The organism is Amycolatopsis sp. lyj-109, from assembly GCF_046548995.1.
Classification (GTDB): Bacteria; Actinomycetota; Actinomycetes; order Mycobacteriales; family Pseudonocardiaceae; genus Amycolatopsis.
Map to the genome: position 1 here is coordinate 18023 of NZ_JAJPWR010000002.1, position 22461 is coordinate 40483.

Sequence of the window (22461 nt, forward strand, 5' to 3'; positions counted from 1 at the left end):
GTCTGGCGATCAAGGAGGGCTGGCGGAATGTCCTAAGGGGCGGACTCAGCGCGATCGTGCTCAAGCGCCCCAAGGCGGCCTTGGTTGCGTCTGACGCACCGAAGGCCGCCTTGGGTGCGTCAGACGCAACCAAGGCCACATTGGGGCGCTGGGGTCAGGGGTTAGCGGGTGGTGTAGTTGGGCGCTTCCACCGTCATCGTGATGTCGTGCGGGTGGCTCTCCTTGAGCCCGGCCGCGGTGATCCGGACCAGCTGCGCCTCCTGCAGCTGCGCGATGGTCTCGGCACCGGCGTAGCCCATGCCGGCGCGCAGGCCGCCGACCAGCTGGTGCACGACGTTGGCCAGCGGGCCGCGGAACGGGATCCGGCCCTCGATGCCTTCGGGGACCAGCTTGTCCTCGTTGAGCACGTCGTCCTGGGCGTAGCGGTCCTTGGAGTAGGACTTGCCCTGGCCGCGGGACTGCATCGCGCCCAGCGAGCCCATGCCGCGGTAGACCTTGAACTGCTTGCCGCCGACCAGGATCAGGTCACCCGGCGACTCGGCGGTGCCGGCGAGCAGGCTGCCCAGCATCACCGTGGACGCGCCGGCCGCGATGGCCTTCGCGATGTCGCCCGAGTACTGGATGCCGCCGTCGCCGATCACCGGGATGCCCGCCGGCCGCGCGGCCTGGTCGGCTTCGTAGATCGCCGAGATCTGCGGCACGCCGACGCCCGCCACGATCCGGGTGGTGCAGATGGAGCCCGGGCCGACACCGACCTTGATGCCGTCCGCACCCGCGTCGACCAGCGCCTGCGCGCCGGCCCGGGTCGCGACGTTGCCGCCGACGATGTCGACCGACTCGCCCAGCTCCTTCTTCAGCAGCGAGACCGTGTCGACGACCGCGCGGGAGTGCCCGTGCGCGGTGTCGACCATCAGCACGTCGACGCCGGCCTCGGCGAGCGTCATCGCGCGCTTGTGCCCGTCGAGGCCCACGCCGACCGCGGCGCCGACGATGAGCCGGCCGTCCGGGTCCTTCGTCGCCTTCGGGTACTGCTCGGTCTTCACGAAGTCCTTGACCGTGATGAGGCCGCGGAGCTTGCCGGCGCCGTCGACGATCGGCAGCTTCTCGATCTTGTGCCGGCGCAGGAGGCCGAGCGCGGCGTCCGCCGACACCCCGACCTGGGCGGTGACCAGCGGCGCCTTCGTCATGACCTCGGACACCGGGCGGCTGTGGTCGACCTCGAACCGCATGTCGCGGTTGGTGATGATGCCCACCAGCGTCCCGGCCGCGTCGGTCACCGGCACGCCGGAGATGCGGTACTTCGCGCACAGGGCGTCGACCTCGGCCAGCGTCGCGTCCGGCGCGCAGGTGACCGGGTCGGTGACCATGCCGGCCTCGGACCGCTTGACGACCTCGACCGCGGCGGCCTGCTCGTCGATGGGCAGGTTGCGCTGCAGGATGCCGATGCCGCCCTGGCGGGCCATGGCGATCGCCATCCGCGCCTCGGTGACGGTGTCCATCGCCGCGGACACCAGCGGGACGCCGAGGGTGATGTTCCGGGTCAGTCGGGAGCTCGTGTCGACGGCGCTGGGAACGACGTCCGATTCGGCCGGCAGCAGCAGCACGTCGTCGAAGGTCAGGCCGAGCATGGCGAACTTGGCCGGAACGGGGGCGGTGATGCCGTCGCTGGTCATAGCGGGTGAAGGGCCTTCCTGGCGCGGGATGAGCGTGTCGCCGTGTTTTGATTCAAGATCAAGTGGCGACTCGGAGCCTTCCCCTCATGATATCCGCCGCCCGCGGCCCGCCCCGGGCGGTGGGCGGGCCGGCGGGGCCGCCCGGTACCGTGCAGGCCGTGGCGCATGATGTCCTGCCTCCAGACCCGTTCGCGGACGACCCGGACGACCCGGCCCGCGCATTCGGAGACCCCGAGGACCGGCTGGACGAGCCGATCAGCGACTCCGAACGCACCGAATTACTGGCCGATCTCTCCGATCTGGCCGTCTACCAGGCCTTGCTCGAACCCCGCGGGGTCCGCGGGATCGTCGTCGACTGCGGTGAGTGCGACGAACCGCACTACCACGACTGGCACCTGCTGCGGGCCAGCCTCGAGCAGCTGCTGGCCGACGGGCGGATGCGGCCGCACGAGCCGGCCTACGACCCCAACCCCGGCGACTACGTGAGCTGGGACTACTGCCGCGGCTTCGCCGACGGCGTGACGGCCAACGAAAGTGCCTACTGAGCGCGTCTCGCAGACAGATCTCACAGACACCGAAAAGCCCTGGTGAGTTTCCTCACCAGGGCTTTTCGCTGTCCGGCCTACGGGGTTTCGCCGACGCCCTGCGACTGACCGCCCGCGGACTCGCTGCGCGGGGTGCCCGGGTCGTTCCCGGTGGCGCCGGTGGTGGTCGGCGGCGCCGGGGTGGTGGTCGGCGGCGGGGTGGTGGTCGGCGGCGGGGGCGTCGGCGTCGGGCTCGCACTGCCCGGCAGGCTCGTGGTGCCGCTGCCGCTGCCGGGGAGCGAGGACGCCGAACCGGCCGGCGGCACCTGACTCGTCGGCGCGCCGGGCGAAGCCGGCGGGATCGAGGTCTGGATCGGGCCCTGGACCGGCGCTTCCGGGTTCTGCAGCTGGGCAGCGAGCTGCCGGTGCTGCTCCATCAGCTGGTCGCGGTTCTCCTCGTCGGTGACCTGCGTCAGGGCGGCCTGGGCGTCCCGGAGGGCTTCGCGGGCGGCGTCGAGGTTGCCGCCGGCGATGGCGAGGTTGGCCTTCTCGAGGTCGAGCTTCGCGGTCGCGGCCGCCTCGACGGAACGGGTGTGGTCGGAGTAGAGGACCTTGGCGAGGCCCCACAGCGTGTCGCCGGGTTGCGCGGAGCGCGCGGCCAGCCCGGTCCCGGTGAAGGCGATCGCCAGGACGGCGGCGGCGACGGCGACCGGGACGAGCAGCCTGCGGCGGCGTCCGCTCGAAGCGTGCCGCCTGGCGAGAGCGGCGGTACTGACGGTGCGCACAGCGGTGTCGACGTCGACGAGCTCGGCCAATGGCTCGCTGTCGATGTCTCTTCGCCACGCCACCAGCAACGCGTTGAGCTCCTGGTCGCCGAGACCGTCGGCCAGCGCCGGGTCGGACCCGCCGAGCGCGTCGAGCAACGCGTCGTCCGCCTGCACGGCCGACAGGTCGGCAGCAAACTCCGCTTCCGACGCGGTCAGGCCACTGCTGAAGACGTCATCCGGATCGAATCTCTTCTCGTGACCGGTCACTCAGATCACCTCCTCCGCGGCCAGGACCTTTCTCAGCCGCGCGAGGGCGCGGTGCTGGGCGACGCGGACGGCACCGGGGGTGGAGCCGACCGCGTCCGCGGTCTCCTCCGCCGACAGGCCGACAACCACGCGCAACACCACGATCTCCCGCTGCTTGTCCGGCAGCACCTGCAACAACTGGGACATCCGCTCGTTCAGCTCACCTTGCAGCGCCCGCTGCTCGGGGCCGACCCCGCCCTCGACCTCGTCGGGGATCTCGGCCACCGGCTCGGCACGGTTACGGGCCGCCGCGCGGTGCGCGTCGGCCACCTTGTGCTGGGCGATCCCGTAGACGAAGGCCAGAAAAGGGCGGCCTTGATCGCGGTACGAGGGCAATGCCGTTAGCACCGCGAGACACACCTCCTGCGCAACGTCGTCCGCCGAAGCGAAGGATCGCTCCTGCCTGCCAACCCGGGCGCGGCAATACCGCACTACCAGTGGACGGATAGCAGCCAGCAGCCGCTCCACTGCCTGGGGATCTCCCTCGACAGCAGCGGCGACCGGTTCATCCAGTCCATCCCCCACATTGGCCATCGCAGACAACAGTCCCAGTGTTACGTGTAGGTGTGCAAAGAACCCGGCCCGTGGTCGCCTCCGCCGCGCACCGGTGACCGCTACCGTACCGTCGGCTCACTCCGGACCGGCGCGCGCGGTAGGCCCGGGCGCGCCGCGGCCGGGAAGTACGGGTCGTCCTGCAGACCCGCGGTCGAGGTCGCCGATTCAACGAGCGACCCCGGGCTGCGGGTACGAGATCCGCCGGAGGGCGGGCCGGTTCGGCGGGAGTCCGCCATGTCGAACGCCGGAGTGTGATGGGGACCACATAGGTGCGGGCCAGGGCGGTGCGCCCTGGCCCGTCGTCACCTGTGAACCGGCCGTGTCAGGATCGGGGAGAGCGGCAGGTCAGCTGACCAGGCCGCGGCGGAAGCCGTGCGCGACGGCCTGCGCGCGGTCGCGCACGCCGAGCTTGCGGAACAGGCGCCGGGCGTGCGTCTTGACCGTATCCTCGGAGAGGTAGAGCTCGCGGCCGATCTGGCCGTTGCTCTTGCCCTGGCTCATCCCACGGAGCACCTGAAGCTCGCGCTCGGTCAGCTGGACGCCCGGGTCGGACGGCTGACGGGGCGCGGGCACCGAGGTGCTCGCCAGGGTGTGGGCCAGCGCGGCGACCAGCTCCGGCCGGGACGCGTCCCAGCGGAGGTAGCCGCGGGCACCGCCGGCGATCGCGGCGGCGATGCTGCCCGCGTCGTCCGGGGCGCCGAAGACGATGACGTTCGCCTGGGGGTTGGCCGAGACGAGCCGCCGGGTGGCTTCGACACCTGTCGGGACTGCGCGTTGCGTCCCGACCAGCACGACGTCGACGGGCTGACGGGAGTACCGGGCCAGCAGCTCGTCACCGTGCGCTACGCAGTCGATGCGACTGACCCCAGGGACCGCGGACATCACTCGGGTGAGCCCTTCACGGACACTGCGTCGGTCGTCGCAGATCAAGACCGTCGTCACGGGGTTTCCTTCCTGCAGCCGGGTGACATTCCTCTTCCCCTATCGGACGCTTTAGCCCGAACCTTGACACGATCCGGTGGCTTTTTTTGAACTTTCTTAGCCCGGATGCCGGAACACCCCATTCCGACGGCTCAACCACCCGGGACGGGGACCCATGGCGATTCCCCCGCAACCCTCCTCCCGCAAGGATCTGCGCTTCGTAACACTGCGTGCAACACCTGAGCCACTCTGAATCGATACTCCTCGGCGTGTCCTGGGCGCAGGTCGGCCGCGACGAGCGCCGCCGGCCACGAAAGTGAAAGGAGTTCGCATTCCTCCGCCGTCGCCATTGCATTTCCGACAAGGTCGTCCGAAATCTTCCGGTGATCGGGAGCCTCGGCCGCCCGCAGGGCCACGGCCAGCACAATCCGGGATTTCACGGTGTGCCGCCGAGCGCCCCGCGCGAGCGCGGTTTCCAAAGCGCGCTCGGCATGGGGCACGGCGGCGGTCCCCTGACCTGCGGCGAGCTCGATCTCGGCACCCACCCAGCCACCGCGGACCTCGGCGCGCCACCCGGCGCCCTCGGCTCGTGCCCGGTCGGCGAGCCGGCGCGCGGCGGCGAGCCGGCCCAGAGCGAGGTTGTCGGCGGCCAGGCCGAGCAGGGCGTCGGCACGGGCGCCGGGGGCGTCGAGGCCGTCGGGGTCCGGACCGGTTTCGACCGTGCCGCGGGCTTCACCGCCGAGCACGCGGGCCTGCCGGGTGCTCGCGTCCGGGCCGGGACCGGTTTCGACGGTGGCGACCGCGGCGAAGGCCTCACCGTCGAGCGCGCGGGCCGCACGATGGCCACCCAGCTGCCGCCGGTGCGAGGCGAGGGTGCTGGCGGCGAGCGAGGCCGCCACCGGGTCGGCGTCACGCCGAAGGGCGCCGAGGAGGGTGGCGGCGGCCGCGTACCGGCCTTGGGCACCGAGGACGATGGCGGCGAGCAGCCGTTCCCGCGGGCTGCCGGGTCGGCGCACGGCGGCGGGATCGGGCAGCGGGTCGCTCCCGAACGCGGCGGCCCTCAGGGCGGGTTCGTGCACCCGTCCTTTCTAGCGGGTGGGTCCGACAAAAAACATCAAGCGCCCCAAGGCGGCCTTGGTTGCGTCTGGCGCACCCAAGGCGGCCTTCGGTGCGTCAGACGCAACGAAGGCCACATTGGGGCGCTCGGGTTGGTGAGCGTCGACGAATCTGCGACGCGCGCCCGCCGCTAGTGGCGGGTGCCGGCCAGGACGTGCTCGATGCGGTCCGCCGCCGTCGGGAGGTCCGTCAGCAGCTCCACCTTGTCCGGCAGGCCCGCGGGGTCCCAGCCCGGGCCGCAGGCGAACAGCCGGCTGCGCTGACGGCCGCGGGAGACCCTCGCGAACAGCCGCGCGTCCGCCACCCCGTGCCCGTGGGCCCACAGCACCACCGCCGCCGGCGCGCTGCGGCGCACCGCGACCGCCAGCACCTCGGCCGGCAGCGGCACCCCGAACAGCTGCGCGCCGATCCGGCGGCCGGCCAGGGAGGCGGCGAGGGCGTACATCGGCATCGAGTCGCGCTCGTCGGGGACGCAGCCGAGGAGGACCGGGCGGGTGTTGCGGGGCTCCTCCAGTACCGGGGTGGCGCGGACCAGCGCCGCGAACACGCACTCCGCGAGCAGGTACTCGACCTCCGCTCCCGCGCTCACCCCCCGCCACCGCGCGCCGAGCGCCGACAGCACCGGCTCGATCACGCCGGTCCACGCCGGAAGCACGCCGAGCTCGGCGATGGTGTCCGCGAGCATCCGCTGGACCGCGCCGACGTCCATCGCCAGCGCCGCGGTGCTCAGGCGGCGGGCGAGGCGGGAGCGGACCTCGTGACCGTCGTCGGCCGCTTCGGTCTCGGGCGGCTCACCCGGCTCCTCCGGCTGGGGCGGCCCGGAGCGGGGCATCTGCTCGAGGGCGTAGCGCGCCGCTTCGGCCGTCGACGCGCCGCTCAGCAGCGCCCGCTGCATCAGTTCGAGGCGGCCGATGTCGGAGGTGCCGTAGCGGCGGTGCCGTCCGTCGGTGTGCCGGCTGGGGCCCAGCCCGTAGCGGCGGTCCCAGGTTCGGAGGGTGGACGGCGCGACCCCGAGCCGGCGGGCGACCGAGGCCACCGGCAGGGTGGGTTCTTCGGTACCCGACCCAGCTCCCACGAGCCTCAATATCCAGGCACCCAGCGGAGTCGGCAACCGGAGGCGAAACCCCTGCTCACACATCCGGGGGATGCCTAACGGCTGAATCGACCCGAATCGCTTGAACAACTATTGGCGCGCTTCTAACGTTACCGCCGTTGCACCGAATGGAGTATCGGCACCACCGCACAGCAGCTAGCGGCATCGACCGAATGACGGAGGCGGTCAGGATGGCAGACACGCGCAGGCTCCCAGGACCCAACGCCGACATGTGGGACTGGCAGCTCGAAGGGTCGTGCCGGGGGATGGACAGCGCGTCCTTCTTTCACCCGGACGGCGAGCGCGGCCCAGCGCGGGCACGGCGGGAGGCCAGGGCGAAGGCGGTCTGCCTGAGCTGCCCCGTCCTGGAGATGTGCCGCAGCCACGCGCTGGCGGTGCACGAGCCCTACGGCATCTGGGGTGGGCTCTCGGAGTCCGAGCGGGAGCACCTCATCAAGTCCGACAAACGCGCGCTCAGCATGTCCGGCGGCTGAGCGCACCACAGACCGAGCACATCACAGACATCGGAGGGCGGCACCGGGTGGGGTGCCGCCCTCCGTGCCGTTCCGGGGTCCGCCGGTCAAGTTCGTGAAGGCCACCTTGAGGAACTTGAAGTTCCTCAAGGTGGCCTTCACGAACTTCCGGGACCGACGAGAGCGGGGCGGTACCTCCGAAGAGGTACCGCCCCGCTTCGCGTACTGCGTCAGTGCGAGTGGCCGTGGCCCGCCGCGTCGGGCTCCGCGTCGGCCGGCTTCTCGACGACCGACGACTCGGTCGTCAGCACGAGACGCGCGATCGAAGCGGCGTTCGCCACCGCGGACCGGGTCACCTTGACCGGGTCGACGATGCCGGCGGCCAGCAGGTCGGTGAGCTCGCCGGTGGCGGCGTTGAAGCCGTGGCCCCAGCTCTGCTCCTGCACCTTGTTGACGATGACCGCGCCCTCGTGGCCCGCGTTGGTCGCGATCCAGAACAGCGGGGCGGACAGCGCGTCGCGCACGATGCGGACACCGGTCGCTTCGTCGCCCTCGAGGCCGAGGCCGCCTTCGAGCTCCTTGACCGCGTGCACCAGCGCCGAGCCGCCGCCGGGCAGGATGCCCTCTTCGACGGCCGCCTTGGTCGCCGCCACGGCGTCCTCGATGCGGTGCTTGCGCTCGTTGAGCTCGGTCTCGGTGGCCGCGCCGACCTTGATCACCGCGACACCGCCACCGAGCTTCGCCAGGCGCTCCTGCAGCTTCTCGCGGTCCCAGTCGGAGTCGGTGCTCTCGATCTCCTTGCGGATCTGGGCGATCCGCGCCTGGGTGGCGTCCTTGGTGCCGGCGCCGTCCACGATGGTGGTGTCGTCCTTGGTGACGACGATCCGCCGGGCACTGCCGAGCGAGCCGAGGTTCGCGTCGGCCAGCTTCATGCCGATCTCCGTGGAGATCACCTCGGCACCGGTGACGACCGCGAGGTCGTCCAGGAACGCCTTGCGGCGGTCACCGAAGAACGGCGCCTTGACGGCGACGGCGGTGATCGTCTTGCGCAGCGAGTTCACCACGAGGGTGGACAGCGCTTCGCCGTCGACGTCCTCGGCGACGATCAGCAGCGGCTTCTTGGCCTCGACGACCTTCTCGAGCACCGGCAGCAGGTCCGCCAGCGACGAGATCTTCTCGCGGACGAGCAGGATGTAGGCGTCCTCGAGGATCGCCTTCTGCTCCTCCGGGTTGGTCGCGAAGTGCGCCGAGAGGAAGCCCTTGTCGAACTGGACGCCCTCGGTGATCACCAACTCGGTCGCCAGGGTCGACGACTCCTCGATGGTGATGACGCCGTCTTCGCCGACCTTCTCGACGGCTTCGCCGAGCAGGGCGCCGATGTTCGCGTCACGCGAGGTCACGGTGCCGACCTGGGCGATGTTCTCGCGGCCCTTGACCGGGGTGGCCTTGGCCTTGAGGATCTCGATGACCTTCTCCGCGGCGGCCTCGATGCCGCGGCCGATCGACGAGGGGTTGGCGCCGGCCGCGACGTTGCGCAGGCCGACCTTCACCAGCGACTGCGCGAGCACGGTCGCGGTCGTGGTGCCGTCCCCCGCGACGTCGTTGGTCTTGGTGGCGACGCTCTTGGCGAGCTGGGCGCCGAGGTTCTCGAACGGGTCGTCGAGCTCGATCTCACGGGCGACGGTCACGCCGTCGAGGGTGATGGTCGGCCCGCCGAACTTCTTGTCGAGCACGACGTGGCGACCGCGCGGGCCGAGAGTGACCTTGACCGCGTCGGCGAGCTTGTTCACCCCGCGCTCGAGTGCGCGACGAGCGTCCTCGTCGAACTTGATCTGCTTGGGCATGGCGGTTTCCGCTTACCTTTCGGTGGGTCTAGAACGCACGAACGCCCCGTCCCCCGGCTTGTGCGGGGCCCGGGGCGTCATGCGCTGCGAGCGGACGTCAGTTGATGACGGCCAGCACGTCGCGGGCGGACAGGATCAGGTAGTCCTCACCGTTGTACTTGACCTCGGTGCCGCCGTACTTCGAGTAGATGACGACATCGCCGACGGAGACATCGAGCGGGACGCGGTTGCCCTTGTCGTCGATCCGGCCCGGGCCCACGGCCAGAACCTTGCCCTCCTGGGGCTTCTCCTTGGCGGTGTCGGGGATGACGAGGCCGGAAGCGGTCGTCTCCTCGGCCTCACTCGTCTGGACAACGATCTTGTCCTCGAGCGGCTTGATGTTCACGCTCACCGGGTTGACCTCCACGGTCGTCGAAAGCGTTGGCAGGATGTGGTTACGGCTCTACCACCCCCGCCGTCGCGGGTGCCGGGGCTGTCGGGCCGTGCAATTAGCACTCTAGCCACGGGAGTGCCAGTCGTGCAAGGAGGGTCCACCCGTCAGGCACAAAAGCCCCTCGCAACCCACCTGACCGGCGACTTTGCCGAGCGACCACCCCCCAGGCCGGCGCAACCCTTACCTCCAGCGTGAGTTTCTGGTTAGGTTCTCACCTCTGGCACCTGCACCCTGGGGGTTCATTGCCCATGTCCCACCCCGTCCCGAGAGCCGCCGCCCTCACCGCGGCCGTCGCCCTCTTCACCGGCCTGGCCGCAGCTCCGGCCCACGCCGACACCGCCACCCAACGCCAACGCGACTTCGCCGCGGCGGCGACCGAGTTCGGCGTCCCGCAGAACATCCTCCTCGGCGTCTCCTACCTGGAGTCCCGCTGGGACACCAACGCCGGAACGCCCAGCACCTCGGCCGGCTACGGCCCGATGCACCTCACCGACCTGCGCGAAGCCGGCGTCGCCGGCACCCACCACGATGAGGGCACCGAAGACGCCCGGGGCGACGACGCCCGCCCGGCCACGCACCCGCAGGCCGGCCCCGCCGCCCCGCCGCCCACGCTGCAGACCGTCGACGAGGCCGCGCGGCTCCTCCGAACCGACGCAAAAACGCTGCGCACCGACCCCGCCCAGAACATCCGCGGTGGCGCCGCCCTCCTCGCGAAGTACAACACCGGCAACAACTGGTACGACGCGGTCGCGCGCTACAGCGGCTCCACCGACCAAGCCGCGGCGCGGACGTTCGCCGACGAGGTCTTCGACACCGTCAAGACCGGCATCACCAGGACGACCGACGACGGCCAGCAGGTCACGCTGAGCCCGACCCCGGACCTGGTCGTCCCGCAGCACCCCGACCCGAACCCGGCGGGCGTCGAATGCCCCCGGCGGGTCACCTGCGAGTCCGTCCCCGCGCCGTACCAGGAGCTGCCGAAGGACGACTACGGCAACCACGACCTCGCCGACCGGCCGAACAGCCAGAAGATCGACCACATCGTCATCCACGACACCGAGGGCTACTGGGCCAACGTCCTCGACCTCGTCCAGGACCCGACGTACGTGAGCTGGCACTACAGCATCCGCTCGGCCGACGGCCTGATCGCGCAGCACGTGCCGACCAAGGACGTCGCCTGGCACGCCGGCAACTGGTACGTCAACGCGAAGTCGATCGGCATCGAGCACGAGGGCTTCGCCGCGAAGGGCACCTGGTACACCGAGGCGATGTACCGCTCGAGCGCGAAGCTCGTCGGCTACCTCTCGCGCAAGTACGGCATCCCGCTCGACCGCGCGCACATCATCGGCCACGACAACGTGCCGGGCACGACGCCGGCGACGATCCCGGGCATGCACTGGGACCCGGGCCCCTACTGGGACTGGTCGCACTACTTCGACCTGCTGGGCGCGCCGCTCGGCGGGTTCGGCCTGCCGGGGTCGTCGCTGGTCACCATCGACCCGGACTTCGCGAAGAACCAGCCCGCGTTCACCAATTGCGACGGCCCCGGTACCACCTGCGTTCCGCGTGGTTCGGAAGCCGTCGTGCTGCACTCGGAGCCGAGTGAGTCGTCGCCGCTGCTGGTCGACATCGGCCTGCACCCGAAGGGCACGGCGTCCACGATGGCCGTCGACGACGTCGGCAGCCGCGCCGCGACCGGGCAGCGGTACGCCGTCGCCGAGGTGCGTGGCGACTGGACGGCGATCTGGTACCTCGGCCAGAAGGGCTGGTTCCACAACCCGCGCAACGCCCGGGTCGCGAAGCCGGCGATCGGCTGGGTCGTGACGCCGAAGCCCGGCCTCGCGACGGTGCCGGTGTACGGCCGCGCCTACCCCGAGCCGGAGGCCTACCCGGCGGGCGTGACCGTGCAGGCCATCACGCCGTTGCCGTACACGCTCGCCGCCGGCCAGAAGTACTCCTCGGGCGGGACGGTCGGCTCCGAGTACTACTGGGCGACCACGTTCGACCCGGCGAACCACGTGGTGGTGAAGGGCAAGCTCAAGTACGTCCAGATCCAGTTCGGGCACCGGATCGCCTTCGTCAAGGCCGACGACGTCCGGATCGTCCCGGCGTTCTGACGCGAGTTCGTGAAGGCCACCTTGAGGAACTTAAAGTTCCTGAAGGTGGCCTTCACGAACTTTCAGGCGTCGAGCGCGACCTTCGCCCCGGCCGCCTGCTCGGTGTTGCGGCGCGTCTTCGCCCAGCCGTTGCGCCCGCGGACGAGCCGGAACAGCGCGCGCCACGACGTCACGTAGAACGTGTAGATGTACGCGGCGTACGCGAAGCCCATCCCCAGCCCGCGCAGGATGTTCTTGCTGCGCAAGCACTTCAGCTGGTAGATCGGGCCCCAGACGAGGAACGGCAGCAGCCCGAACGAGCCGTAGATCGCGAACAGGATCCAGGCGCCGCCGGTGAACCACGTCCACATCTGCGCCGGGTCGCCCGCGGTGCCGATCACCAGCAGGACGAACGGGATCGGGTACAACAGGGAGCCCAGCAGCTGCAGCCACGGCTGGGCCAGGTAGTACATCATCTCCGCCGCGCCGAGCGTGCTGACGTGCGGGGAATCCCAGATCCGGCGCAGGTACCGGGCGCACTGCATGGTGCCCTGGCCCCAGCGCGTGCGCTGCACGAGGAACCGCCGCAGGCTGTACAGACCTTCCTGTGACACGTGGGAATCCGGGGTGAACCCGGTGCGCCAGCCCGCGGTGAGCAGGTGGACGCCGAGCTCGAAGTCCTCCAGCAGCGAGCCGCGCCACGGCTCGCCGGCCTCGCCCGCGATCGAGTCCAGCGCGGTGAGGCGGGTGAACTGGCCGTTGCCGCCCATGGAGATCGTGCCGGTGAACCCGCGGGACGTCTGGATCGCCGCGATCGCCGTGCGGAATTCCAGGTCCTGCAGCTGGGCGAGCTTGAGGCCGAACCAGCGGCCGAGCGGGTTGCGCGACGGCGGCGGCGTCCCGGCGTTGCCCATCCACACGTCGAGCTGGACGGCGCCGACGCCGGTGTCGCCGAAGTGGTGGTCCGCCGCGCAGACCTCCAGGCAGTTCGGCGCCGGGCGGCCGTCGGCGTCGACGACCACCACGACGACGTCGTCGCGGCTCGCGTCCGGGCCCATCCAGTCGCCGAGGGCGCGGTACGCCGCGTTGAGCGCGTCACCCTTGCCGGTCCGGGCTTCGGGCCGCACGCGCGGCACCAGGTGCAGGTACGGGTCGTAGCCGCCGTGGCGGCGCCACAGCATCCGGACGACGCGCGCGGTGCGGTCCTCCGAGTCGTCGTCGACGACCCAGACGTGCGCCCTGCGGAACGTGCTGCGCAGATAGCGGACGGTCTCGCGGATGACCGTCTGCTCGTCGCGGCACGGCACGAAGAAGTGCCAGGTGAAGTCCGCCGGGTCGCCGACCGGGCCGGGCTTGCGGCGCAGGTACGGCACCACGATCACCACGACGTAGACGAGGAACGCCACGCTCATGGTCAGCGCGAACGCCTGGGTGATCGCGAGCAGGACCTTGACACTCATGCGTTCTTCTTCCGGGTGGCCAGCCAGACGAACAGGACGATCGAGACGGCGCCGCCGAACACGCTGACCATCGAGCCGAGCAGCGTGTGACCCCAGTAGTAGCCCTCGTCGGTGCCGAACCAGTGCACGAGACCGACGATCGTCAGAATGCGGAGCTGATTCACCAGAACGACGACGACCGCCGAAATGCCGAGCGAAAAGAAGAGCCGCCGCGCATTCGACGGCCGGAAGTACATCATGACCATCGTCACAACGAGCAGCGGGAGCAAAAGGAACGCCGACGAACATTCCGGCGTCATTCTCAACCCGAACGGAGCAGTACTCGTCAACCCAAAGTAAACAGACTCCCGATCACCGGCGACATAAACACCCGATGTAGTGAACAGATCGAGGATCGCGCCGGCGAGCCGCACCTCCAGCTCGCGATAGAACCGCTCGGCCAGCACCACCACGACACCCGCGGCCGCCAGCACGCTCAGTGCGATGACCAGCGGAAACCGTGCCATACCTGCGTTCGGAGCGCTCGCTACCGCCACGACGTTCCTCTCGGTGTCGATTCTTCGATCAAGCCGGGACCCCCGCCGAGCGTAAAACACACCAGGCCCGCGGTTCCACCCGGAGGTGTGGTTTGCCGCCCCCAATCGGCTGGAGCTCCACCCACCTTGTTACGCCGATCGAGTGATGTCGAAAACGACCAGCGAAAACGCCGCGGAGCAATACCCGATCCGGTGATTCGGGAAATTTTGTGTGCTATTCGGCTCGATCTTCGCGATAGTCGATCCGCGTGCCGAGTCGAGGCAAGCCGGGTAGATCCGCGCCACCGTCACGCAAACCCCGGACAAATCCAGCGAATTCGGAGGATCACTTGATGAAGAGCTCCCTCGTGCGCCGCGGCGGCCTGCTCGCCGCGGTCGTGGCGAGCGTCGTGCTCGCCGGCGCGGCCCCCGCTTCGGCGGCCCCCGGCGACGGGTCCGCGTACGGCGTCAAGGTCGACGTCAAGCTGCTCGGCCAGAACGCGGTGAAGGCGGGCCCGTTCGCGGCCGCGAACACCGCGGGGCCGACGACCGGCAGCCTGGCGAAGGTCGACCTGCCCGGCATCCTCACCGCCGGCGCGATCAACGCCGAAGCCAAGCGAGATGAGAACTCCGGTGCGGTGACGGCGAAGGCGAGCACCGCCGACGTCGGGCTGCCGCTGCTCAAGGCCGCTCTCGGCAACGTCGGCATCAAGCTCGTCGAGGCTGTCTGCACCGCGACGCAGAAGGGCGTCGAAGGCAGCACGAAGCTGGTCGGCGCGAACCTCGGCAGCGTCGGCGCGGTCGACGCGGCCCCGGCCGCGAACACGCAGATCAAGGTCGGCCTCGGCGCGCTGAACGTCGCGACGATCATCCTGAACGAGCAGGTGAAGAACAAGGACGGCAGCCTCACGGTGAACGCCGTCCACGTGAAGCTGCTCGGCGAAGGCCTCAAGGCGCTCGGCTCGGGTGACGTGATCGTGTCGTCGGCGACCTGCGGCCCGGCCGCGCCGCCGATGCCGCTGGCGTCCGGCGCCGGGCTCTGGATCGGGCTCGGCCTGCTCGGCGCCGTCGCGGTGCCGGTCGGCACCCGCATCTTCCGCCGCCGTTCCGCTCAGGCCTGAGCGAGGTCCGGATGTACAAGATGCCGGGCGCAGGCGTCGGCGTGGCCGGCGGCGGGGTCGGCACCCTCGCCGCCACCGGCGCCGACATCGGGTGGTGGCTGGCCCTCGGCGTGCTCCTGGTCCTGCTCGGGACCGGCGCGCTGATCGCCGTCCACCGCCGCAACCGCCGTCTTTCCCAGGCGCGGGACTGAGACGGTGACCCCGGGCCGCCGGCGTGTGCCCCTCGCACGCCGGCGGCCCCGGAGGTGGAAATTTCCTGGAAAATGTGTGCTGTGGAGAAGGGGCACCGCGGGGTGGACGTGATGTTGCTGGCCGGGACGCGGCCGGAAGCCGTCAAGCTCGCGCCGCTGGCCTTGGCGCTGGCGGCGCACCCGGTGCTGCGCCCGGCCGTGGTCCACAGCGGCCAGCACCCGGGCATGGTCGAGCAGGCCCTGGAGCCGTTCGGGCTGACCGTGGACGGGTGGCTCGACGTGCCGCCGCGGGTGACCGGCGGCCAGGCCGAACTGATGGCCGGCCTGCTGCCCGCGCTCGACGACGCGCTGCGCCGCCATTCCCCGGCCGCGCTGGTCGTCCAGGGCGACACGACGACGACGCTCGCGGGCGCGCTGGCGGCGTTCTGGCTGGGCATCCCGGTCGTCCACCTGGAAGCCGGGCTGCGCACCCACGACCTGGCGGCGCCGTTCCCGGAGGAGGGCGCGCGGCAGATGGTGTCCCGGATCGCGGCCCTGCACCTGGCCCCGACGCTCGGCGCGGCGGCCGCGTTGCGCGCGGAAGGCGTTGCGCGGCAACAGATCGCGGTGACGGGCAACACGGTGGTCGACGCGGTGCTGGAGATCGCGGCCCGCGACCTGCCGGCCCGCGACACGGCACTGGCGTTGCTGGAGATGGAACTCGCGGAGGCCGGCGAGCGACTGGTGCTGGTCACCTCCCACCGCCGGGAGTCCTGGGGCGAGCCCCTGGAGCGGACGCTGGCGGCGGTGCAGCTGATCGTGGCCGAGCACCCGGACGTCCAGGTGCTGTTCCCGGCGCACCCGAACCCGCAGGTCCGCGCCCAGGTGGAGGCGGCGCTGACCGGCCTGCCCCGGGTGACGGTGACGGACCCGCTGGAGTACCCGGATCTGGTCCGCGCGCTGCGGCTGGCATCCCTGGTGCTGACGGATTCGGGTGGCATCCAGGAGGAGGCCCCGACGTTCGGCACCCCGGTGGTGGTGCTGCGCGACGTCACCGAGCGCGTGGAGGTCGTGGAGGCGGGGTGTGCCTGGCCGGCGGGCACGGACACCGAGCGGATCGCGGACCTGGCGGCGCGGCTGCTGAGCGGGGAGTTGCGCCCGGCCCAGGTGGGGAACCCCTACGGCGAGGGGAATGCGGCGGCACTGGCGGTCGCGGCGATCGAGGAGCTGCTGGGCGTGCGTTCGGTGGCCCCGGCGGCTTCGTAAATCGGTCGCGGGCGGGCGCCGGGTCGATGACACTGACGCGCGTGGACGTCGAACTCGCCGCCGTGGCCGAGGCGGACAAACCGGTGCTGGCGAACCTGCTCCAGCTCTACCAGTACGACTTCTCCGAGATCCGCGAGCTCGACCTCACCCCCCACGGCACGTTCACCTACCGCTACCTGGACGCGTACTTCACCGAGCCCGGCCGCGAGGCGTACTTCGTCACCGTCGACGGCACGCTCGCCGGTTTCGCCCTGCTGCGCAGCGATGTCGACGACGACGGATCGTGGAACATCGCCGAGTTCTTCGTCGTTCGCCGCCACCGCCACCGCGGCGTGGCCCGCCGGACGGCGCGACTGCTGTTCGCCCACCACCCCGGCGAGTGGACGCTGTCGTTCGACCGGAACAACGCGCCCGCAGCCGCGCTGTGGCGTTCGGTGGTCACCGAGGCCGCCACGAGCGGGATCACCGAGACCGAGCGGCCACCGCCCATCGCCGGGACCCGGCTCCGGTTCACCGTCTGAGCGGGTGGCGGCGACAGCACCACGGGGCCCACACCCCCCGCAACCCCGATCCGAAGCCAGAACACGGCCACAATCAGACTTCGGGGTGGCGGAGAAACACCTCCAGTGCATGGCGGCGACCTCGGCGCACAGGCAAGCTGGCGGCGTGAAGATCACCGACCGGCTGAAGACCGACCGCAACCTCTGGCTGTGCACGCTGCGCCCCGACGGCTCGGCCCACGTCACCCCGGTCTGGTTCGTCCACCTCGGCGACACCTTCTGGATCGGCAGCGGCGAGCGGAACGTCAAGGTGCGCAACGTCCTGCGCGACCCCCGGGTAAGCCTCGCGCTCGAGGACGGCGACCACCCGATCGTCGCCGAAGGGCGGGCGCGAGTGCACGGCGGCGCACTCCGGGAGGACGTCCTCGCCGCGCTCGCCGCCAAGTACGACGGCTGGGACGCCGGCAAGGAGATCGCCCCCTTCGGCCCCCGCGTCCTGCTCGAAGTCCCGATCGGCCGGTGGCTGCTGAAGGGAACCGCCCAGTAGCTAGAGCGAAACCACGTTCACCGGCAACGCCGGGTTCGCGCTGAAGTCCAGCGGTGCCGCCGGGCGCTTCGCCGCCACCACGTGCGCGCCCAACGCCGCGATCATCGCGCCGTTGTCCGTGCACAACCTCGGGCGAGGCACTCGCAGCTCGATGCCCGCCGCCGCGCAGCGCTCGGCCGCCAGTTCCTTCAGGCGCGAGTTCGCCGCCACGCCGCCGGAAATCACCATCGTGGCGATTCCCTGGTCCTTCGCCGCGCGGATCGCCTTCGCCGTCAGCACGTCCGCGACGGCCTCCTGGAACGACGCCGCGACGTCGTCCACCGGGATTTCCTCGCCGCGGCGAGCGGCTCCTTCCACCCAGCGCGCGACCGCCGTCTTCAAACCGGAGAAGGAAAAGTCGAACGCAGCGTCGCGCGGGCCCGTCATGCCGCGGGGGAACGCGATCGCCGCCGGGTTGCCGTTCTTGGCCGCGTTGTCGATCGGCGGGCCGCCCGGGTACGGCAGGCCGAGCACGCGCGCGACCTTGTCGTACGCCTCCCCCGCCGCGTCGTCCACAGTGGACCCCAGCTCGGTGATCGACGACGCGATGTCGTCGACGCGCAGCAGCTGCGTGTGCCCGCCGGAAACCAGCAGCGCCAGGCACGGCGCCGGCAACGGCCCGTGCTGCAGCGTGTCCACCGCGATGTGCCCGGCCAGGTGGTTGACGCCGTACAGCGGCACGTCCAGTGCCGTCGCGTACGCCTTCGCCGCCGAGACGCCGACGAGCAGCGCGCCTGCCAGTCCCGGGCCGGCCGTCACCGCGATGGCGTCCACATCGGACAGTGCGAGGCCGGCCTTCTCGAACGCGCGTTCCGTCGTCGGCACCATCGCCTCGAGGTGCGCCCGGCTGGCGACCTCGGGCACCACGCCGCCGAATCTGGCGTGCTGCTCGACACTGGAGGCCACTTCGTCCGCGAGCAGCTCGACCGCGCCGTCGTCGTGCAGGCGGACCAGGCCGACGCCGGTCTCGTCGCACGAGCTCTCGATGCCCATGATGATGCGTGCCATCAGCCCGCCACCCCGTCTCGCGTCCGCGCCGGGCGGACCATCGTGTACGCGTCAGCTCCGGAAGGCTGGTAGTAGCGCTTCCGGATGCCGAGCCGTTCGAAGCCGTGGCGCTCGTACAGGGCGAGCGCGGTGGTGTTGTCCGTGCGGACCTCGAGGAAGACCGGGGCCTCGAACTCGTCGGCACGCACCAGCAGCGCCTGCAGCAGCGCCTTGCCGATGCCCTGGCCCTGGTGTTCGGGCGCGACGCCGATGGTGTGCACGGTCGCCTCGTACTCGCCGCGGCGGCGCCCGACGACGGCCAGCCCGGCGTAGCCGAGCAGCTCGTCACCCTCGTCCGGGCGCGCGGCGAGGTAGTAGTTGCCCACGTCCAGTTCGGAGTGGAAGGCGCGGGCGCTCCACGGGTCGTCACCGGGGAAGAGGATCTTCTCGATCTCCACGCACCGGGCGATGTCCATTCGGCGCAGGGGCCCGAGTCTCACGGAGCGGTCACCCGTTTCGGCGCGGCGGGCTCGGCGGCGTCGGGACGGCGCAGGTACAACGGCGTCAGCGGCGCGGGCGGTTCCGAAGCGAGCAAGGCGCTCCGAGCGACCTTCACCAACCCGGCGGGCGACGGGAAGCGCGGCTCGACCGGCCGGACGCCGAGGACGTCGGCGTAGAGGAGGGCACCGTCACCGGCCGCGACCTCGATGTCGGTCTCGAGCTCGGCGGGGCGCTGGACGTGCGGGCCGTCGGTGCGCCGGCCGGCGGCGTCGTAGGCGGCCCAGTAGACCTCGCGGCGCCGGGCGTCGGTGAGTACCAGGAAAGCGTTGTCCCCCGGGGCGACGTCGGCGGCCAGCGCGTCGAGGCTGCAGACCGGGTACACCGGGATGCCGAGGGCGTGGCCGAACGCGGCGGCGGTGGCCATCCCGGCGCGCAGGCCGGTGAACGGCCCGGGGCCGACGCCGGCGACGATCGCGTCGAGGTCCTTGAGGGTCACCCCCGCGGCTTCGGCGGCGGCCAGCGCGTGCGGTGTGATCAGCTCTCCGTGGGCGCGGGGGTCCACCGTGACGCGCTCACCGCGCGTCTCGACCAAGCCGCCGTCCAGCGCGACGACGCCCGCTGTCACCGCCGGGGTCGAGGTATCGATCGCCAGTACCAACACGGTGTCCCAGCCTACGACCAGCGTCTTCATCCGCTTGCTGCAGGGGACCGATCAGCACGGTAACGTGCGCCTGGAGTCCGACACTGGGAGGTCCCCGCGGTGCCCGACCCCTTGTTCCCCTCGCTCGTCGCCGGTGCCGCGAAGGAAGCCTTGCGCTTCGGCGACCACACCCTGACCTACGACGACCTCGCCGCCGTCGCCGGCGGTCTCGCCCGCGAGCTGCCACCCGGCCGGGTGGCAGTGTGGGCGACACCGACCGTCCACACGAGCGTCGCGGTCGTCGCCGCGCTGCTCGCCGGGGTGCCGGCGGTGCCGCTCAACCCGAAGATCGGCGAACGCGAACTCGCCCACATCCTCGCCGACAGCGAACCCGCGCTCGTCCTGGCCGAACCCGGCGCCGAGCTGCCCGCCGGGCTCGCGGCCCTGCCGCGCCGGGACATCCCGCTCACCGGCGAAACCACGTCGATCCCGGACGAACCGGATGCCGAGTCCCCGGCCCTGGTCGTCTACACCTCGGGCACCACCGGCCCGCCGAAGGGCGTGGTGCTCCCCCGCCGCGCCCTCGCGACCACGTTGGACGCCCTCGAGGACGCCTGGGGCTGGACTGACGCGGACACCCTGGTGCACGCGCTTCCCCTGTTCCACGTGCACGGGCTGATCCTCGGCATCCTCGGCCCGCTGCGCCGCGGCGGTTCGGTGCGCCACCTCGGCCGGTTCTCGACCGAGGGCGTCGCGCGCGAACTCTCGAACGGCGCCACGATGCTGTTCGGCGTGCCGACGATGTACCACCGGATCGCCGGCGAGGTCGGCGCGGACCCCGCGCTGGCGGACGCGCTCAAGGGTGCCCGGCTGCTCGTCTCCGGGTCCGCGGCGCTGCCGGTGCACGACCACCAGCGGATCACCGCGGCCACCGGCCAGCAGGTCGTCGAGCGCTACGGCATGACCGAGACACTGATGAACACCAGCGTCCGCGCGGACGGCGAGCGCAAGCCCGGCACGGTCGGCGTCCCGCTGCGCGGCGTCGAACTGCGGCTGATCGGCGACGCCGGCGAGGTGATCGACGACGTCGAGACGGTCGGCGAGATCCAGGTCCGCGGGCCGAACCTGTTCACCGAGTACCTCAACCGGCCGGACGCGACCGCGGCCGCGTTCGACGGCGGCTGGTTCCGCACCGGCGACATGGCGACGCGCGACACCGACGGCTACGTCAAGATCGTCGGGCGCAAGGCGACCGACCTGATCAAGAGCGGCGGCTACAAGATCGGCGCGGGCGAGATCGAGAACGCGCTGCTCGAACACCCTGGCGTCGCCGAAGCCGCCGTCACCGGCGAACCGGACGACGACCTCGGCGAGCGGATCGTCGCGTGGATCGTGCCCACCGGCGAGCCACCGGCCGCCGGGGAACTCGCCGACCACGTCGCGAAGCTGCTCGCGCCGCACAAACGCCCGCGGGTCGTCCGGTACCTGGATGCGTTGCCGCGCAACGACATGGGCAAGGTCATGAAGCGGGCGCTCGGTGTCTAGGCTGCCGGCGCGCGAGATCGTCGGCGCGATTGCAAACGGGTTCACGGAGTTCGCCACCCCGCTGCGCGAGGAGCCCGCCGACGGCCCGATCGGCTGGCCGGGCTACCGGGAAGCGCGTTCCGCCGCGGAAAACCGAACCGGCGAGAAGGAGTCGGTCGTCTGCGGGACGGCGAAGATCGGCGACGTCGAGGCGGTGCTGATCGCCTTCGAGTTCGGGTTCCTCGGCGGGTCGCTCGGGCAGCGCACCGGCGACCGGATCGAGGCGGCGTTCGCGCACGCCCGCGACGCGCGGCTGCCGGTGGTGTCGCTGATCGCGACCGGCGGCAGCCGCATGCAGCAGGGCATGCGCGCGTTGATGCAGCTGCAGCGGGTGGCGCGGGCGTCGGCGTTGACGCGTTCGGTGGGCATCCCGCAGATCTCGGTGCTGCGCGACCCGACGACCGGCGGCGGCTGGGCGACGCTCGGCGCGGGCGCCGACGTCGTCCTCGCGCTGCCGGAGGCGCAGGTCGGCTTCGCGGGCTCGCGGGTGCGCCCGCCGGGCTCGCCGGAGGCGTACACCGCGGAGGCGCACCTCGGCTGGGGTCAGGTCGACGCCGTCGTGGCCCCGGAGGACCTCGGCGCGACGCTGGAACGGTGGCTGCGGCTACTGACCGCGCATTCGTCGGCCGCGGCCCCGCCGCCGCACGCACTGCGGGCCGCTCCCCTGCCCGCGACGGGCTGGGAGGCGGTCCAGGCGGCGCGGTCACCCTCGCGGGCCCGGGCGGCGGAGTACCTCGACGCGTACTTCGACTGGCGGGAAGACGTCAGCGGCGACCGCGTCGGTGGCACGGACCCCGGTGTCGCGTGCGGCTTCGGCCGGCGCGACGGGCGGACCATCGCGTACGCGGCGCAGTGCGGCACCCCGACGCTGCCGTCGGGCTTCCGGACGGCGGCGCGGCTGGTGCGGCTGGCGTCGCGGCTGGGCATCCCGGTGCTGACCCTGGTCGACACCCCGGGCGCGGCCAACGACGCGGCGGCCGAGCAGGCGGGCGCGGGCGGGGCGATCGCGGAGCTGTTCGAGGCGGTGGCGACGGCCTCGGTCCCGGTGACGACGCTGGTGATCGGCGAAGGCGGCTCGGGCGGCGCGCTGGCGTTCGCGGCGGCGGGCTCGACGTGGGTGACACCGGACGCGTACTTCTCGGTGACGTCCCCGGAAGCCGCGGCGGCGATCCTCAAGCGCCCGGCTTCGGAGGTCCCGGACATCGCCAACCAGCTGCACCTGCGGCCCCAGGACCTCGTGGCCCTAGGCGTCGCCCGCGCGGTCGTGAGTGGTAATTAGGGTTAGAACCCTAATTACCACTCACGAGGTCTGGGCGATCCCGGGACTGGT

At 71.5% G+C, this 22461-nt stretch carries 23 protein-coding genes; 10 read left to right on the plus strand and 13 right to left on the minus strand.

What is annotated here, in order from left to right; translation table 11 throughout:
- Positions 1-161 precede the first annotated feature (161 nt).
- Complete coding sequence (gene guaB / locus ACLJQF_RS03930; RefSeq protein WP_410606845.1) at positions 162-1673, minus strand: IMP dehydrogenase; 1512 nt, start codon at positions 1671-1673, stop codon at positions 162-164.
- A 149-nt stretch (positions 1674-1822) separates the two neighbouring features.
- Here guaB and ACLJQF_RS03935 point away from each other — a divergent pair, with 149 nt between their 5' ends.
- Positions 1823-2218 (plus strand): DUF5319 domain-containing protein, encoded by a 396-nt coding sequence (locus tag ACLJQF_RS03935; protein WP_003073549.1) that lies wholly within the window; start codon positions 1823-1825, stop codon positions 2216-2218.
- 77 nt (positions 2219-2295) lie between these two features.
- Here the strand turns inward: ACLJQF_RS03935 and ACLJQF_RS03940 are convergent, their stop codons facing one another.
- From ACLJQF_RS03940 to ACLJQF_RS03960, 5 genes are all read right to left on the minus strand, one after another.
- Positions 2296-3231 carry an anti-sigma-D factor RsdA gene (locus ACLJQF_RS03940; protein WP_410606846.1) on the minus strand — a complete coding sequence of 312 codons (936 nt, stop codon included), beginning with the start codon at positions 3229-3231 and terminating at the stop codon, positions 2296-2298.
- The gene (locus ACLJQF_RS03945) at positions 3232-3804 is read right to left on the minus strand and encodes a sigma-70 family RNA polymerase sigma factor (RefSeq protein ID WP_026468912.1); all 573 of its coding nucleotides are present in this window, start codon (positions 3802-3804) and stop codon (positions 3232-3234) included.
- A 366-nt stretch (positions 3805-4170) separates the two neighbouring features.
- On the minus strand, positions 4171-4767 hold the full coding sequence (locus ACLJQF_RS03950; RefSeq protein ID WP_003073605.1) for a response regulator transcription factor: 597 nt from the start codon (positions 4765-4767) through the stop codon (positions 4171-4173).
- A gap of 131 nt (positions 4768-4898) precedes the next feature.
- Positions 4899-5825, minus strand: coding sequence for a hypothetical protein (locus ACLJQF_RS03955; RefSeq protein ID WP_410606847.1), 927 nt, complete (start codon positions 5823-5825; stop codon positions 4899-4901).
- A gap of 167 nt (positions 5826-5992) precedes the next feature.
- Positions 5993-6898, minus strand: a complete 906-nt coding sequence (locus tag ACLJQF_RS03960; RefSeq protein ID WP_410607440.1) for a MerR family transcriptional regulator — start codon at positions 6896-6898, stop codon at positions 5993-5995.
- A 230-nt stretch (positions 6899-7128) separates the two neighbouring features.
- On the opposite strand from ACLJQF_RS03960, the gene ACLJQF_RS03965 reads away from it, so the two are divergent.
- Positions 7129-7449, plus strand: coding sequence for a WhiB family transcriptional regulator (locus ACLJQF_RS03965; protein WP_026468909.1), 321 nt, complete (start codon positions 7129-7131; stop codon positions 7447-7449).
- Positions 7450-7658: 209 nt separating this feature from the next.
- Here ACLJQF_RS03965 and groL read toward each other — a convergent pair whose 3' ends face one another.
- Together groL and groES are read right to left on the minus strand one after the other, a co-directional pair.
- Positions 7659-9272: a chaperonin GroEL gene (gene groL / locus ACLJQF_RS03970; protein WP_410606848.1), complete on the minus strand. Its 1614-nt coding sequence runs from the start codon at positions 9270-9272 to the stop codon at positions 7659-7661.
- Positions 9273-9369: 97 nt separating this feature from the next.
- Positions 9370-9663, minus strand: coding sequence for a co-chaperone GroES (groES, locus tag ACLJQF_RS03975; protein ID WP_007031106.1), 294 nt, complete (start codon positions 9661-9663; stop codon positions 9370-9372).
- Positions 9664-9953: 290 nt separating this feature from the next.
- Here groES and ACLJQF_RS03980 point away from each other — a divergent pair, with 290 nt between their 5' ends.
- Positions 9954-11822: an N-acetylmuramoyl-L-alanine amidase gene (locus ACLJQF_RS03980; RefSeq protein ID WP_410606849.1), complete on the plus strand. Its 1869-nt coding sequence runs from the start codon at positions 9954-9956 to the stop codon at positions 11820-11822.
- Between the two features lie 62 nt (positions 11823-11884).
- Here the strand turns inward: ACLJQF_RS03980 and ACLJQF_RS03985 are convergent, their stop codons facing one another.
- Both ACLJQF_RS03985 and xrtP read right to left on the minus strand, forming a co-directional pair.
- Positions 11885-13261 carry a glycosyltransferase family 2 protein gene (locus ACLJQF_RS03985; RefSeq protein ID WP_410606850.1) on the minus strand — a complete coding sequence of 459 codons (1377 nt, stop codon included), beginning with the start codon at positions 13259-13261 and terminating at the stop codon, positions 11885-11887.
- Positions 13258-13797, minus strand: a complete 540-nt coding sequence (xrtP, locus tag ACLJQF_RS03990) for an exosortase P (RefSeq protein WP_410606851.1) — start codon at positions 13795-13797, stop codon at positions 13258-13260. The genes ACLJQF_RS03985 and xrtP overlap by 4 nt, the downstream gene beginning before the upstream one ends.
- A gap of 332 nt (positions 13798-14129) precedes the next feature.
- Between xrtP and ACLJQF_RS03995 the strand changes: the two genes are divergently transcribed.
- The 5 genes from ACLJQF_RS03995 (at position 14130) to ACLJQF_RS04015 (ending at position 17380) form a co-directional block, all read left to right on the plus strand.
- Entirely contained in the window at positions 14130-14897 is a 768-nt protein-coding gene (locus tag ACLJQF_RS03995; RefSeq protein WP_410606852.1) for a choice-of-anchor P family protein, read from the plus strand.
- 11 nt (positions 14898-14908) lie between these two features.
- Positions 14909-15088 (plus strand): LPXTG cell wall anchor domain-containing protein, encoded by a 180-nt coding sequence (locus tag ACLJQF_RS04000; RefSeq protein WP_285988154.1) that lies wholly within the window; start codon positions 14909-14911, stop codon positions 15086-15088.
- Positions 15089-15190: 102 nt separating this feature from the next.
- On the plus strand, positions 15191-16333 hold the full coding sequence (wecB, locus tag ACLJQF_RS04005) for a non-hydrolyzing UDP-N-acetylglucosamine 2-epimerase (RefSeq protein ID WP_410607441.1): 1143 nt from the start codon (positions 15191-15193) through the stop codon (positions 16331-16333).
- Between the two features lie 41 nt (positions 16334-16374).
- Positions 16375-16854, plus strand: a complete 480-nt coding sequence (locus ACLJQF_RS04010; protein WP_410606853.1) for a GNAT family N-acetyltransferase — start codon at positions 16375-16377, stop codon at positions 16852-16854.
- 145 nt (positions 16855-16999) lie between these two features.
- Entirely contained in the window at positions 17000-17380 is a 381-nt protein-coding gene (locus ACLJQF_RS04015; protein ID WP_410606854.1) for a pyridoxamine 5'-phosphate oxidase family protein, read from the plus strand.
- Here ACLJQF_RS04015 and tsaD read toward each other — a convergent pair whose 3' ends face one another.
- Genes tsaD through tsaB form a run of 3 tightly spaced genes read right to left on the minus strand, consistent with a single transcriptional unit; the run spans position 17381 to position 19568 of the window.
- Entirely contained in the window at positions 17381-18427 is a 1047-nt protein-coding gene (tsaD, locus tag ACLJQF_RS04020; protein WP_410606855.1) for a tRNA (adenosine(37)-N6)-threonylcarbamoyltransferase complex transferase subunit TsaD, read from the minus strand. It abuts the gene before it with no gap.
- On the minus strand, positions 18427-18906 hold the full coding sequence (rimI, locus tag ACLJQF_RS04025; RefSeq protein WP_410606856.1) for a ribosomal protein S18-alanine N-acetyltransferase: 480 nt from the start codon (positions 18904-18906) through the stop codon (positions 18427-18429). The genes tsaD and rimI overlap by 1 nt, the downstream gene beginning before the upstream one ends.
- Positions 18903-19568, minus strand: a complete 666-nt coding sequence (tsaB, locus tag ACLJQF_RS04030) for a tRNA (adenosine(37)-N6)-threonylcarbamoyltransferase complex dimerization subunit type 1 TsaB (protein ID WP_410607442.1) — start codon at positions 19566-19568, stop codon at positions 18903-18905. The genes rimI and tsaB overlap by 4 nt, the downstream gene beginning before the upstream one ends.
- Positions 19569-19667: 99 nt before the next feature.
- On the opposite strand from tsaB, the gene ACLJQF_RS04035 reads away from it, so the two are divergent.
- Positions 19668-21092: an acyl-CoA synthetase gene (locus tag ACLJQF_RS04035; protein WP_410606857.1), complete on the plus strand. Its 1425-nt coding sequence runs from the start codon at positions 19668-19670 to the stop codon at positions 21090-21092.
- Entirely contained in the window at positions 21085-22410 is a 1326-nt protein-coding gene (locus ACLJQF_RS04040; RefSeq protein ID WP_410606858.1) for a carboxyl transferase domain-containing protein, read from the plus strand. The genes ACLJQF_RS04035 and ACLJQF_RS04040 overlap by 8 nt, the downstream gene beginning before the upstream one ends.
- Positions 22411-22461: the final 51 nt, after the last annotated feature.

Coding starts and splice junctions, on each gene's coding strand:
- guaB (WP_410606845.1), bottom strand. CDS start 1,673: ATGACCAGCGACGGCATCACCGCCCCCGTTCCGGCCAAGTTCGCCATG.
- ACLJQF_RS03945 (WP_026468912.1), bottom strand. CDS start 3,804: ATGGCCAATGTGGGGGATGGACTGGATGAACCGGTCGCCGCTGCTGTC.
- ACLJQF_RS03965 (WP_026468909.1), top strand. CDS start 7,129: ATGACGGAGGCGGTCAGGATGGCAGACACGCGCAGGCTCCCAGGACCC.
- groL (WP_410606848.1), bottom strand. CDS start 9,272: ATGCCCAAGCAGATCAAGTTCGACGAGGACGCTCGTCGCGCACTCGAG.
- ACLJQF_RS03980 (WP_410606849.1), top strand. CDS start 9,954: ATGTCCCACCCCGTCCCGAGAGCCGCCGCCCTCACCGCGGCCGTCGCC.
- ACLJQF_RS03985 (WP_410606850.1), bottom strand. CDS start 13,261: ATGAGTGTCAAGGTCCTGCTCGCGATCACCCAGGCGTTCGCGCTGACC.
- ACLJQF_RS03995 (WP_410606852.1), top strand. CDS start 14,130: ATGAAGAGCTCCCTCGTGCGCCGCGGCGGCCTGCTCGCCGCGGTCGTG.
- ACLJQF_RS04000 (WP_285988154.1), top strand. CDS start 14,909: ATGTACAAGATGCCGGGCGCAGGCGTCGGCGTGGCCGGCGGCGGGGTC.
- tsaD (WP_410606855.1), bottom strand. CDS start 18,427: ATGGCACGCATCATCATGGGCATCGAGAGCTCGTGCGACGAGACCGGC.